This window comes from Variovorax rhizosphaerae, from assembly GCF_037889975.1.
GTDB lineage: Bacteria > Pseudomonadota > Gammaproteobacteria > Burkholderiales > Burkholderiaceae_C > Variovorax > Variovorax rhizosphaerae.
Genome location: NZ_JBBKZT010000058.1, coordinates 1 through 12,826 on the forward strand (window position 1 = coordinate 1; position 12,826 = coordinate 12,826).

Consider the following 12,826-nt stretch of genomic DNA (forward strand, 5'->3'; position numbering starts at 1 on the left):
AGACCATGCGCACCGCGCGATCCATGACCTCGGGGGAAAACTTCGGTGACTTCCTCATCTTGGCTCCATTCTCAATCGAAGGAGCCTCCTCAAAATCCGGGGCGGTTCAGAGCGTGGCAACACGAAAAGAGTTGATCGAAGCATGCCCTGAGCCCCTTTCATCGGGCGCCGAGCCCGGGAATCAATGGCGCAGGCAACGCAGGCCTTGCAAAGCGTTTTCGTTCGCGGACGCATCTGCCGCCGGACCGGTTCCGCGCCTGGCCCGCGCCGAACGTCAGCGTTGATCTCCGTTGTCGAGATTTCTGGCAGCGGATTCCGGCCCGCCACGGGATCAACCCGATCTCGGTGGCTTCGGAACTCCGAGGCTGGGGTTGTGAGGGTGGGGTTTGGAATCTCACTTGTACGCAGCAAGACTTTTGGGTGACCGCACGCCGCCGCGCGGGATGCCCGTGACGCGGCCGACCGCTACTGCTGCAAGCTTCGCCGGCGGCGCGCGACTCGCACGGTCTCCACCCACGTGTCGAGGTCGAACTGTTTCCCCGTCTCCGCATTTCCGACTGCCAGGACCTGGTGAAGGAAAATCCTTTGCACATCGCCCGCCACACCGATGTGGCAAGTGAGTAGCTTCTTCTTCAGGTCGAGGTACTCCACCTGAAGATCCTGCTGAACCTTTTTGCAATTCACGCCGAGATAGCGAATCCTAAGACGCGGCATCTCGTCGACTGTTACCTGCTGGCCTTCATCTTGGATATACCTTTCGGGAAGGCCAAGGGATGTCGGAACCTCGAGCGGCACGTAGCCTGAGCGCATGCGTGCGGAATCGATGAGGCGCTTCGATTGGACTTTCACATCTTTTCGCCGCAGGGCGAAATAGGCAAGCGCCAGCACGATCAAGACGACGGCCATCCCAACGATCAGCGGCTGAATCTGGAGGAGATTATTCATCGGTGTCCTCTTCTTAGTTCTTTGGTACTCAGGGTCGAAGAATTCTGTGGAAACGTAAGCATTTGTCAACGAGGGATTCGCGCGGCGTGCCGTCGCCCTGCCGGCGGATCGTCGCGGTCACCGTGCCCGGGTCGTGGCGTCCGACGATGATTCCACTGCCGCGGTCCTCGACGCCGATGGACGGGCCCTGATGTGCATCGCGTCGCCCGCCGCGTTGAGAGAACGGCCATAGTTGGCCGGTGCGGCAACCGGCGCGGGCACCGGAGAGGGGTAGTAGCGCATCCCGCCAGGGCCAGTGCGCGGGCGCACCACGGCGCACGTGCCAGGGCCCACATTGAAACGCTCGTGCGTGCCTCGACCGGAGTGTTGAGACTGCGTGGTCAACGAGGAGGAAGACAGCACGAAACGCTGACGCTCGGCGCGCGCCATTGCTGCGCAATTGATCTGGCGCAAGTCCGCCCCGTCAAGGGGCTATAGGATTTAGTTTGCTCAATATTGCTCGACCCAAGCTTGATTCAGGACATGACGACAAATAGTTTTGACCAGTGGCAGCCGGTCATCGAGTCCTGAGGCGTGCGCTGACTGATGCGCAGAAGGCGATGGTGAGCCGCTTTCGCGCGAGCTAGGTGAAGCCGTCGCGACGACGCGACCCTCGTCGGGTGACGACACAACAACCGGTAGGCGCCTGGGCCAGCCGCCAGCACGCAAGAAGGCAGCAAGATGAGCGCACCGCACGAGAAATATGACCGCCTGATCGCACAGTGCCAAGCGCTGCCGCCGACGCCGACGGCGGTCGTGCATCCATGCGACGAGAGCTCGCTGACCGGCGCGCACCAAGCCGCATCGCTCGGCTTGATCGCGCCGATCCTGGTGGGACCTCGCGCGCGCATTGAAAGCATGGCGAAGGCCTGCGGCATCGACATCTCCGGCTATCCGCTGGTCGACGCGCCACACAGCACGGCTGCGGCACAGGTGGGCGTCCAGCTGGTGCACGAGGGCAAGGCCGAGGCCCTGATGAAGGGCAGCTTGCACACCGACGAACTGATGGTTGCCGTGGTGAGGCGGGAAGGGGGCCTACGCACGTCCCGGCGCGTCAGCCACTGCTTCGTGATGGACGTGCCCGCCTACGAGCATGCGTTGATCATCACCGACGCGGCCATCTCCATCGCGCCGACGCTGGAGGAAAAAGCCGACATCCTGCAAAACGCCATCGACCTGGCGCATGCGCTGGGGCTGGAAGACGTGCGGGTGGCCATTCTCTCGGCCATGGAAACGGTCAACCCGAAGGTTCCGTCCACGGTGGAAGCGGCCGCCCTGTGCAAGATGGTGGACCGCCACCAGATCACCGGCGCGACGGTGGACGGCCCGCTGGCGCTCGACAACGCCATCAACATGGAAGCGGCGCAGATCAAGCGCATCGATTCGCCGGTCGCCGGGCGCGCGAACGTGCTGATGGTGCCCAACCTGGAGGCCGGCAACATGCTGGCCAAGAGCCTGTCCTTCCTGGCCGGCGCCGATGCCGCGGGCATCGTCCTCGGTGCGCGGGTGCCGATCATCCTGACGAGCCGGGCCGACTCGGTGACCTCTCGGCTGGCCTCCTGCGCGGTGGCCGCGATGGTGGCCAAGGCACGGCGCGACAAACTGAATGTCATGGGATGAATCCATGGTCGGCATGATCCTCGTCCTGAACGCGGGCTCGTCGAACATCAAGTTCAGTGCCTTTGCATTGAAGTGCGATGCGTTGGTGCTTGTCTTGCGCGGCCAGGTCGAAGGCATCTACAGCGCACCGCGTTTCCCGGCCGTCGATGGACAAGACGCCTCGGTGGGTGCCCGGACATGGGACGAGGGCACGGAACTGGGCCACGACGGCGCCATTGCGTGGCTCGCGGAGTTCCTGCGCACGCATCTCGGCGACTTCGCGCTGGCGGCGGTCGGCCACCGCGTGGTGCATGGCGGGCTGGCGTTCTCGCAACCCGTTCGCGCCACGCCCGAGGTGGTCGCTGAACTCGAGAAGCTGGTGCCACTCGCGCCCCTGCACCAGCCTCACAACCTGAAGCCGATTGTCATCAGCGAGGCTGCGGCCCGAGCTGCCCCAGGTGGCCTGCTTCGACACCGCGTTACATCGTGCCCGGCCCGAGGTTGCGCAGGCCTTCGCGCTGTCGGCGTCGATCACCAGCCTGGGCGTGCAGCGCTACGAATTCCACGGCCTGTCCTACGAATACGTCGCCAGCGTGCTGCCGGCCTTCGATACCGTCGCGGCATCAGGCCGGACCATCGTCGCGCACCTGGGCAACGGCGGCACCTGATGGACGAGCTGCGCATGGACGCGCGCGCCGTGGAGGACCTGCTCTACAAGAAGTCCGGGCTGCTCGGCGTCTCGGGCCTGTCCGGCGACATGCGGGTGCTGCTCGGCAGCGATGACCCGCGGGCCCGCTTCGCCGTCGAGCTCTACACGTACCGGATCGGGCGTGAACTCGGCTCGCTCCCGGCGGCCGCAAGTGGCATCGATGCGCTGGTGTTCACCGCGGGCATCGGCGAGAACGCCGCGTCGCTGCGCGAGCGCGTTTGCCGGCAAGCGGCCTGGCTGGGCGTGGAACTCGACCCGGCATCCAATCAGACCGGCTGGACCGCGCATCAGCAGGCCGTCGAGCAAGGTCTCGGCATGGGCCATCCCCACGAACGAGGAACTGATGATTGCCCGACACACCTGCAAGACGCTCGGCCTGCACGGAGAAGCACATGGCACCTGAAACACCGCCTCTCTTGCTGTTCGCACGCCTAGAATTGGAGTGGGGGCGCCTCGATGCGGTGGCGCATTCGATCGCATGGGCGCCGAAGGATGACCTGCAAGGCGGCCTGCTGGACTGCTCGGCCGAAGGCTTCTCGAGTGCCACGGACATCTCATGCCATTTCCTTCGTGCGGATAGCGCGCCTTGCCGCGCCGCTGATGAAGGATGGCGGCACGCTGCTCACCATGTGCTACGAAGGGGCGAACAAGGTGGTCGCCAACTACAACGTCATAGAGTCGGTGAAGGCGGCTCTGGAAGCATCGGCGCGCTATCTCGCCTAAGAACTGGGGCCGCGCGGCATCCGGGTGCACGCCATGTCGCCGCAACGGCTCTCTGGCGAGACGCTCTACATCGACGGTGGCGTCAACATCATGGCCTGATCTGGTTCATGGCCGCATCACGAGGAGATGCGAATGGCACGTCTCTGGTTGGGAAATATCGAGCGCAGAATCTCGGACGAGGACATTCGCAACTTTCTCCAGAAGTATGGCCTTTCGGCCCTCAGCGAGATTCAGCAAGTGAGTCACGACGGACCCCGCCCCGCGGTCATCCTGACTTTCGCGAATGTGGATGCCGACGCGCTGCGCAACCCCAGGGAGCGCATCCACGATCTCTACTGGCGCAAGGGGCGGATCGTCGCCCAGATGCTCAAGGACGATTTCGCCTGACGTCGGCGCGGCGCCCCAAGGAATCAAGGAGACGACGATGCGAGTGAAGCTCACGCTGGCCGCCAACTTCGTGTTTGTGAGCGCGGCTTTTGCGCAGTCCAGCACCGGACAGGCGCCCATCACCAGCAGCAGCGTGACACTCTTCGGCATCGTGGATGCAGCCGTCACGTATGGCACCGGAAGCGACGCGAGCAAGACACAGCTGTCCAGCGGGGCCTATCAGCCTTCGAGGTTCGGCTTCCGCGGCAACGAGGCCCTGGGTGGCGGCCTGGGCATCAATTTCTGGCTGGAAGCCGGCTTCAACGTCGACGACGGCGGCGGCGTCGCGGGCAATAGCAACAACACGCCTGCGGGTGCCACGTCGGGCGACTTCATCTCCTTCAACCGGCGTGCCACGGTCAGCGTGATCGACATATGGGGCGAGGTGCGCCTCGGACGCGACTTCACGGCCATCTACCGGAATCGCGAGCAGGTGGACCCCTTCGGCACGAATGGCGTCGGGGCCTCGCAGCCGCACGTCGGCACGCTGGGCGGGCCCACTGCCACGCGCGCGTCGAACATGGTCGGCTACTTCCTGCCACCGGGCTTGGGCGGCTTCTTCGGGGAGGTCCAGTACTTCATGGGCGAGAACATCTCGTACAGCCCGTCCACCATTGCCAATCCGAACTTGAAGGACGGCAATGGCTATGCCGCGCGCATCGGGTACGGCATCGGCGGGTTCGCGGTGGCGGTCAGTTCCGCGGAGACGAAGTTCGCGCGCAGCGACACGACCGGGGACATCAACTCCGTGAACGTCGGCGCCTCCTACGACTTCGGATTCCTGAAGCTTTCGGGCGGCTACTACCGCGAAAAGGTCGATCGCATCGTGCCCGTCACCGGCACCGGGTACCTGGTCGGCGGCAGTATTCCGGTTGGGGTCGACCAAGTGCGCCTGTCCTACTCGACCTACGGAACCGACGAGGTGGGCAGTCCGCGAAGCCGCAAGTTCGCCATCGGCTATGTCTACAACTTCTCCAAGCGCACGGCGGTCTATGCGACCTACGCACACCTGGACAACAGTGGCGGGGCGTCGGGTGCGCTCGCCGGTTCCCTGACAGCGCCGGATCGAAGTTCCAATGGCTACGACCTCGGATTGCGGCACAGCTTCTGATGCCTCAACGGCACCATGGAGGACACGAATGAGAGTCCCGAAAGCAATTCTTGTGATCGCGAGGATGCTTCCGGCAGCAGCGATTTCACAGCCAGCGGGCACCGACGCCGAAGCGGCGAGGGCCGCGCGGATGAAGGCAGGCGCCGAGGCCGCACGCGGCCCGCAAATGGGCGAGGGCAATCCGATTCCCGATCCCCGGCGCTCCTATTCGGCCGAGGGACGCGAGGCCGCGTACAAGGCGCGCCGAACCCCAGTTCCACCGGCTGCAAAGCCTTCAGGGCCCGCACCCCTGCCGAGCTACTTCAGCCCCGAGCGCGATGCAGCGCGTGCGCCCTACAAGACCGAGGCCGCGCGTGCCAACAAGGCGGGCGAGATCCGTGCGGGCGAGCAAAGCTACTGATATGCGCTGTGGGTCGTGGCGATCCAAACAAGGCAAGGTGGTCGCGCCGCGCGGCCAGGGACTTCGTTGCATCGCTGGTTCGCGGAATACCTTCGGACGCGAGTTCATCGCGCACGTGGGCAGGGGTGGCTCGACACCAGGATCGGTTTCACAGGGGGCGGGCCAATGGCTCGCCTTAAAGGCCGCCTTGCGGCGAAAGCAGATGCCACGCGCGTCATTCGAAGGAGACAGTCATGGACACCCCACTTGCGTTTGATATCGCGGCCAAGATGGCAGGAGGCGCGTGGCGCGATTTCAATCCCGGCATCTGGCAGAGCCGGGTCAACGTGCGCGAATTCATCCAGCGCAACTACACACCCTATGAAGGCGACGGCGGCTTCCTCCAGGGGCCCACGGCGCGCACCCAGGCGATGTGGGACAAGCTCAAGCCGCTGCTGGCGCAAGAGCGCGAAAAAGGCATCCTGGGCGTGTCGCAGATTCCCTCGGGCATCCTGGCGCACGAGGCCGGCTACATCGACAAGGAGCAGGAGATCATCGTGGGCCTGCAAACCGACGCACCGCTGGTGCGCGCGATCATGCCCTTCGGTGGCTGGCGCGTGGTGGAGGACAGCCTGCGCGCCTACGGCTACGAGCCCGATCCGTCGCTCATCGACATCTTCACCAAGTACCGCAAGACCCACAACGCCGGTGTCTTCGATGCCTACACGCCCGACATCCGCAGGGCGCGCTCGGCCTCCGTGGTCACCGGCCTGCCGGATGCCTACGGCCGCGGGCGCATCGTCGGCGACTATCGCCGCGTCGCGCTGTACGGCGTCGACTTCCTGGTCACCGACAAGGAACGCGAGAAGCAGGAACTCGACGAGCGGCACTCGACGGAGGAAGTCATCCGCCTGCGCGAAGAGTTGTCCGAGCAGATCCGTTCGCTCAAGGAACTCAAGGAGATGGGTGCACGCTACGGCTACGACATTTCCGGCCCCGCGTCGAATGCCCGCGAAGCGGTGCAGTGGACCTACTTCGGCTACCTCGCCGCCATCAAGCAGCAGAACGGCGCGGCGATGTCGGCCGGGCGCCTGTCCACCTTCTGGGACATCTACTTCGAGCGCGACATTCGCGAGGGCAAGCTGAACGAAGCGCAGGCTCAGGAGATCATCGACGACCTGGTGATCAAGTGGCGCATCGTCCGCTTCCTGCGCGCGCCCGAGTACAACGCGCTCTTCTCGGGCGACCCGGTGTGGGTCACCGAGGTGGTGGGCGGGCAGGGCGAGGACGGGCGCACGCTGGTGACCAAGAGCGCATTCCGCATGCTGCACACGCTCAACAACCTCGGCCCGGCGCCCGAGCCCAACCTGACGGTGTTCTGGTCGGTCAACCTGCCGGAGGGCTTCAAGCGCTTCGCCATCAAGACCTCGATCGACACCAGTTCCATCCAGTACGAGTCCGACGATCTGATGCGCCCGAAGTGGGGCGACGACTGCGCCATCGCCTGCTGCGTGTCGGCCATGCGCGTGGGCAAGCAGATGCAGTACTTCGGCGCGCGGGTGAACCTGCCGAAGACGCTGCTCTACGCGCTGAACGGCGGGCGCGACGAGGTGAGCGGCGCGCAGATCGGGCCGCAACTGGCCCCGGTGACGGGCGAGGTGCTCGACTACGATCAGGTGATGCAGCGGCTGGACCCGATGATGGACTGGCTCGCGAAGACCTACGTCAATGCGCTCAACGTCATCCACTTCATGCACGACAAGTACGCCTATGAAGCCATCGAGATGGCGCTGCATGACCGCGACGTGCTGCGCACGCTGGCCTGCGGCATCGCCGGGCTCTCGCATACGGCGGACAGCCTGTCGGCGATCAAATTCGCGAAGGTGAAGCCGATCCGCGACGAACGCGGGCTCATCACCTCGTTCGAGACCACGGGCGAATACCCCTGCTTCGGCAACAACGACGACCAGGTCGACGACATCGCGCGCGACCTGGTGTCGAAGATGATGAGCAAGATCCGCATGTACCCGAGTTACCGTGGCGCGGTGCACACGCAGTCGGTGCTGACCATCACGTCGAACGTGGTCTACGGCAAGGGCACCGGCGACACGCCGGACGGGCGCAAGAAGGGCGAGCCTTTCGCACCCGGCGCCAACCCATCCAACGGGCGCGACACGCATGGCGCGCTGGCGGCACTGATGTCGGTCGCGAAATCGCACGTGCCATGCAGGAGATCAAGAAGTACGCGCAGGTGCTGAAGATCAGCAAGGGCGGCATCACGATCTCCGGCGGCGAGCCGATGGTGCAGAAGGCGTTTGCCATCGAGATCTTCAAGCGCTGCAAGCAGCTCGGTTTGCACACCTGCATCGACACCGCCGGGCGGCTGGGCGATCGCATGACGGACGAGGACCTGTCGTACATCGACCTGCACCTGCTCGACATCAAATCCGGCGACCCGGTCATCTACGAGCAGGTCACGCGCCAGCCGCTGCAGCCGACGCTCGACTACGCGCGCCGCCTGTCCGACCTGGGGCGCCCGATGTGGGTGCGCTACGTGCTGGTGCCGGGCCTGACCGACGGCTTCGACAACGTGGAAAAGGTGGCCGAGTTCTGCGCGGGCCTGAAGTCGCTGGAGCGCGTCGAGATCCTGCGCTTCCACCAGATGGGCAAGGACAAGTGGGAGCAGCTCGGTCTCGAATATCCGCTGAAGGATGTCGAGCCGCCTTCCCCGGAACTGACGGAGCGCGTCCGAGGCCAGTTCCGCAGCCGCGGCGTGACGGTGTACTGATCCAGACAACAAGAAGGAGAACGATATGGAATGGTTGAGCAGCACGCTTGGACCCCAGCCGATGATGGCGATGTTCCTGACCATCGCCCTCGGCTACCTGCTGGGCGAGGTCAACATCAAGGGCTTTTCGCTCGGTGTGGGCGCTGTGCTTTTCGTGGCGCTGTTCATGGGCTGGCTGGTACCGAAATCGGCGCCGGCGCCGATGGTCGGCACGCTTGGCCTGGCGCTGTTCCTTTATGCCGTGGGGGTGCAATACGGCAAGCAGTTCTTCCTCGGGCTCACGAGTGCGGCCGGTCGCAAGGCCAACCTGATCGCGCTGACAGGCGTGTTGCTGTCCGGCGTGGTCAGCGTGCTGTTCCTCAAGATGACGAGCCTCGACCTGGGCCATACGCTTGGCCTGTTCGCGGGCGCCGGCACCAGCACGCCGACGCTGCAGGCGGCCATCGTGACGCTGGGCAATGACGACCCGGCCGTCGGCTACTCGGTGGCCTATCCGTTGGGTGTGGCGGGGCCGATTCTCTTCCTCTACATCACGTTCATGGTGCTCAAGCCGAAGATCGAGGTGCCCGCCGGAGGGGGGCTGGAGATGCTCGAGATCGCGCCGGACGACGCTGTCATCAAGGGCAAGACCGTTGGCGACCTGCTGGCCGGCTTGCCTGCGGGCATCGAGATCGCGGCGCTGCGGCGTGCGCATCACAACGTGCCCGCCACGCACGAGACCGCACTTCAGCCGAACGATGTCCTGCTGGTGACCGGGAAGAGCCCCGAGACGCTGCAAGAGGCGGCCAACCAACTCGGTGAAGTGCACCAGGGGCGGATGACGGGGGACCGCCGCGACCTGGACTACATCCGCGTCTTCGCATCCCGCCCGGCCGCCGTCGGGCGCACGCTGGCGGACCTGAAGCTGCCGGATGGCAAGCCCCACGTGCTCGTGCATGTGCGGCGTGGCGACGCCGAGATGGTGCCCAACGACAACCTGGTGCTCGAGTACGGTGACCGTGTCGGCCTGCTGGCGCATCGCGACGACTTCGCGTCGCTGCGCAAGTTCTTCGGCGACTCGATCAAGGGGACCGCCGAGTTCAGCTACATCTCCATCGGCCTCGGCATGGCGCTCGGCTTCCTGCTCGGCGCGATCAACTTCCCGCTGCCGGGCATCGGCAAGCTCGCGCTGGGCCTGTCGGGCGTGCTGATCGTGGCGCTCATCCTCGGCAACATGCGCCGTACCGGCGGCTTGAACTGGACCATCCCGCTGTCAGCCAACCTGGTGCTGCGCAACCTCGGCCTGACGCTTTTCCTGGCGCAGGTGGGCATGTCGTCGGGGCCCAAGTTCGTGGCCACGGTTTCGCAGACGGGGTTCCTGATGATCGGACTGGCCGCCATCGTCGTGGCGGCGCTCGTGGTGCCGATCCTCATCCTGGGACTGGGCGTGTTCAAGATGCCCTATGACGAAGTGGCCGGGATCGTGGCCGGCGCCTGCGGCAATCCCGCCATCCTCGCGTACTCGAACAAGCTGACCCCGACGGAGAAGCCCGATCTTGGCTACGCGATGATCTTTCCGGGCATGACGATCGTGAAGATCCTCTTCGTGGACATCGTGCCGGCGCTTTTGAGCGGATAAGCTTCCTTGTGAGTCCTTCTTCGGCAGCAGCAACAGGGATGCAGTCTGCCTGCTTGCCGCCCGTGGGCGGACCCCATTCCGCTGGAGAGTAGCCATATCGAAGAGGTGTGTTTGGGTGCCCCGCGCGCGCTCAGACAAAAAGTTCAAGGCAGAGATCTACTGCCCTACACGTCCCCTCATTCCTGGCTACTGTCCCACCTCGTGTCAATGGGCGTCGGGGCCGATGGCGCAGGCAAGCCAAGCTGACTTGCTGAACGCCCAATTCGTGGTGTCGGCGGGTCGCCTCATCGATCCCCGGCTTGTTTCATGGTGGGAACGAACACGTCTTGGGCGCGCCATCCCCCGGCAGTCTTCAGGTCAGACGGTCCCCGTTGTCCCGGTTAGATCCCCACATCCACAAGAGCCGGCTGGGATATGGCTAAAGCACACGCGGCAGCACATCGATCAAAAGGAACAAGGCGATAAAGATCACGCCGAAAATCGCGCCAAGCCGCCAGTAGTCGCCAGCGGGCAGATAGCCGCTGCCAAAGTACACCGGGCTGGGCCCGGTGCCGTAGGGAGTAAGGATGCCCATGATGCCCAAAGTGACCACGAGCATCAGCGTGAAGGGCTCCATCGGCATTCCGGGAACGCTTGAGCCAACGGCCAGCATGACCGGCAGCATGGCCGTGGTGTGGGCGGTCACGCTGGCAAACATGTAGTGCGAAAAAAAGAAGATCAGCACAAGAATGACGGCCGCGACGGTCGGCGAGAAGCCGACCATGTGGCCCGCGATCGCATCGGCAAACCATTTGACGAAGCCGGTGCGGCCGAGACCGTCCGCCAAGGCCACAAGCGTGGCAAACCAGGCAAAAGTGTTCCATGCCTGCTTGTTCGCCAGCATGTCCTCCCAGGAGACCACGCCCGTGAGCAGCATCAGCGAGATGACGACCAGTGCTGCCGTCGTGGCGTTCATGATCTCGCCACCGAAGATCCACAAGGCCAGTGCGAGCAGGACAAGGCCCCCCAGGATGCCTTCGCGTGCAGAAAATCGTCCCATCTTGACCAACTCTTGCGCTGCCCATGCCGGCACTTCCTTGCTTTCCTTCACCTCTGGCGGGTAGAGCACGTAGGTAAGCAAAGGCACAGCCAGAAGCATCACGACGCCCGCCGGCGCGAATGCAAGAAACCACTGCATCCATCCGATCTCGACGTTGGCCGCCTTCTTCGCCAACTCGATGGCGAGCAGGTTGGGTGCCAGTGCGGTGAGGAACATCGAGCTCGTCACGCAAGTGGTGGCTATCGCAGTCCACATGATGTAGGAGCCAATGCGCCGCGCCGATGGATCGTTCGGCTTCGAGTCGTAGAGCGGCGGCAGATTGCGGATGACTGGGAAGATCGTGCCGCCGCTGCGCGCCGTGTTCGAAGGCGTGAACGGTGCAAGGAGCGTATCCGCGGCGGCAATCGCGTACCCCAGGGTGAGCGCCCGCCGGCCCATCGCCCGCACCAGCATCAATGCGATGCGCCTTCCAAGGCCCGTCTTCTCGTAGCCAAGGGCAAACATGAACGCGCCGAAGATCAGCCATACGGTGCCATTGGCGAAGCCGGACAATGCCCAAGCAAGCGACGTGTTGGCAGCATTGAAGCCCGGCTTGGCGAGTTCCGTGGGGCTGAAGAACACCCACTCCGACAACACGGTGACCAGCGTGACCGCGATGAGGCCGATGGCCGCTCCCGGGATCGGCTCAAGCATGAGCCCGACGATCACGCCAGCAAAGATGGCAAAGTAATACCAAGCATGCTGCCCGAGCCCCTGCGGCGCTGGAACTAGCGCAATGGCGATGGCCACGGCAACGGGCGCAATAGCTTTCCAGAAGATGTTCATGAGACCTCCTCGACGTGCTATTGTTTAAACGTCCACCGCTGAAGGATCACCGTGGCCCCCATCGCAGCCAAGGGCAGGACCGACAAGATGGTACGCCTCATCGTTGTAGGCCGGTCAATCACCGCACCGACCACCAGTTCGATCCTGCAAGCCTACGTGCAGGCCGGGGAGACGCTTGTCGAGGGCGTCGGATGCATGGGGCAGGGTGTGTGTGGCTCATGCCGTGTCATGGTCCGGCGCGCCGACCAGCAGGAAGTCAAGACCCTGCTTGCCTGCGAGACCGTGGTCGAGGACGGCATGCAGGTCTCGTTTCTCGACTACCTCACGCCTTCAAGCCGCCATGGCTATCGCATGGAAGAACTCACCGACAGCTGGCAGGCGCCGCGCAAGCTCCTTGAGTTCTTTCCCGAGGCGCCGAACTGCCGACACTGCGGAGGCTGCGACCGCGCATGCCCCAAGGGGCTGGACGTGCAACGTGGAGTGAACCTGGCGGTAGAAGGTTCGCTGGCAGCATCCGGCCAGGTTTTCGACGAGTGCGTCATGTGCAACCTGTGCACGGTGGCGTGCCCGGAGTACATCCGCCCCAACCACCTTGGCTTGTTCGCTCGGCGGATGATCGCCAGTC

At 64.3% G+C, this 12,826-nt stretch carries 11 protein-coding genes and 2 pseudogenes; 11 read left to right on the forward strand and 2 right to left on the reverse strand.

Going from position 1 to position 12,826, the window contains the following annotated elements; translation table 11 throughout:
• On the forward strand, window positions 1-284 hold a 284-nt coding region (locus tag WKW82_RS39205; protein WP_340348622.1), incomplete at its 5' end, for a hypothetical protein.
• A gap of 181 nt (window positions 285-465) precedes the next feature.
• Here WKW82_RS39205 and WKW82_RS39210 read toward each other — a convergent pair.
• Window positions 466-945, reverse strand: coding sequence for a hypothetical protein (locus WKW82_RS39210; RefSeq protein WP_340348623.1), 480 nt, complete (start codon window positions 943-945; stop codon window positions 466-468).
• 720 nt (window positions 946-1,665) lie between these two features.
• On the opposite strand from WKW82_RS39210, the gene WKW82_RS39215 reads away from it, so the two are divergent.
• From WKW82_RS39215 to WKW82_RS39255, 9 genes and pseudogenes are all read left to right on the forward strand, one after another.
• Window positions 1,666-2,604: a phosphate acetyltransferase gene (locus tag WKW82_RS39215; RefSeq protein WP_340348624.1), complete on the forward strand. Its 939-nt coding sequence runs from the start codon at window positions 1,666-1,668 to the stop codon at window positions 2,602-2,604.
• A gap of 4 nt (window positions 2,605-2,608) precedes the next feature.
• Window positions 2,609-3,695 (forward strand): annotated as a pseudogene (locus WKW82_RS39220) (acetate/propionate family kinase).
• A gap of 16 nt (window positions 3,696-3,711) precedes the next feature.
• Window positions 3,712-4,114: pseudogene (locus WKW82_RS39225) on the forward strand (SDR family oxidoreductase); the annotation flags it as partial.
• Window positions 4,115-4,147: 33 nt separating this feature from the next.
• A complete protein-coding gene (locus WKW82_RS39230; RefSeq protein ID WP_340348625.1) occupies window positions 4,148-4,402 on the forward strand; it encodes an RNA-binding protein in 255 nt (84 codons plus the stop codon).
• Window positions 4,403-4,439: 37 nt separating this feature from the next.
• Complete coding sequence (locus WKW82_RS39235; RefSeq protein ID WP_340348626.1) at window positions 4,440-5,552, forward strand: porin; 1,113 nt, start codon at window positions 4,440-4,442, stop codon at window positions 5,550-5,552.
• Between the two features lie 28 nt (window positions 5,553-5,580).
• Window positions 5,581-5,952, forward strand: coding sequence for a hypothetical protein (locus WKW82_RS39240; RefSeq protein WP_340348627.1), 372 nt, complete (start codon window positions 5,581-5,583; stop codon window positions 5,950-5,952).
• Between the two features lie 233 nt (window positions 5,953-6,185).
• On the forward strand, window positions 6,186-8,189 hold the full coding sequence (gene pflB, locus WKW82_RS39245; RefSeq protein WP_340348628.1) for a formate C-acetyltransferase: 2,004 nt from the start codon (window positions 6,186-6,188) through the stop codon (window positions 8,187-8,189).
• Window positions 8,156-8,719 (forward strand): radical SAM protein, encoded by a 564-nt coding sequence (locus WKW82_RS39250; RefSeq protein WP_340348629.1) that lies wholly within the window; start codon window positions 8,156-8,158, stop codon window positions 8,717-8,719. Before pflB ends, WKW82_RS39250 begins: the two co-directional genes overlap by 34 nt.
• 25 nt (window positions 8,720-8,744) lie before the next feature.
• Window positions 8,745-10,337 (forward strand): aspartate:alanine exchanger family transporter, encoded by a 1,593-nt coding sequence (locus WKW82_RS39255; RefSeq protein ID WP_340348630.1) that lies wholly within the window; start codon window positions 8,745-8,747, stop codon window positions 10,335-10,337.
• A 418-nt stretch (window positions 10,338-10,755) separates the two neighbouring features.
• Here WKW82_RS39255 and WKW82_RS39260 read toward each other — a convergent pair whose 3' ends face one another.
• Entirely contained in the window at window positions 10,756-12,201 is a 1,446-nt protein-coding gene (locus tag WKW82_RS39260; protein ID WP_340348631.1) for an anion permease, read from the reverse strand.
• A gap of 87 nt (window positions 12,202-12,288) precedes the next feature.
• Here WKW82_RS39260 and WKW82_RS39265 point away from each other — a divergent pair.
• Window positions 12,289-12,826, forward strand: a 538-nt coding sequence (locus WKW82_RS39265; protein WP_340348632.1) for a 2Fe-2S iron-sulfur cluster-binding protein, incomplete at its 3' end; no start/stop codon positions are given.

Excerpts from the sequence above, each read along its gene's own strand:
- WKW82_RS39210 (WP_340348623.1), bottom strand. The coding sequence starts at position 945 with ATGAATAATCTCCTCCAGATTCAGCCGCTGATCGTTGGGATGGCCGTC.
- WKW82_RS39215 (WP_340348624.1), top strand. The coding sequence starts at position 1,666 with ATGAGCGCACCGCACGAGAAATATGACCGCCTGATCGCACAGTGCCAA.
- WKW82_RS39230 (WP_340348625.1), top strand. The coding sequence starts at position 4,148 with ATGGCACGTCTCTGGTTGGGAAATATCGAGCGCAGAATCTCGGACGAG.
- WKW82_RS39235 (WP_340348626.1), top strand. The coding sequence starts at position 4,440 with ATGCGAGTGAAGCTCACGCTGGCCGCCAACTTCGTGTTTGTGAGCGCG.
- WKW82_RS39240 (WP_340348627.1), top strand. The coding sequence starts at position 5,581 with ATGAGAGTCCCGAAAGCAATTCTTGTGATCGCGAGGATGCTTCCGGCA.
- pflB (WP_340348628.1), top strand. The coding sequence starts at position 6,186 with ATGGACACCCCACTTGCGTTTGATATCGCGGCCAAGATGGCAGGAGGC.
- WKW82_RS39250 (WP_340348629.1), top strand. The coding sequence starts at position 8,156 with ATGCAGGAGATCAAGAAGTACGCGCAGGTGCTGAAGATCAGCAAGGGC.
- WKW82_RS39255 (WP_340348630.1), top strand. The coding sequence starts at position 8,745 with ATGGAATGGTTGAGCAGCACGCTTGGACCCCAGCCGATGATGGCGATG.
- WKW82_RS39260 (WP_340348631.1), bottom strand. The coding sequence starts at position 12,201 with ATGAACATCTTCTGGAAAGCTATTGCGCCCGTTGCCGTGGCCATCGCC.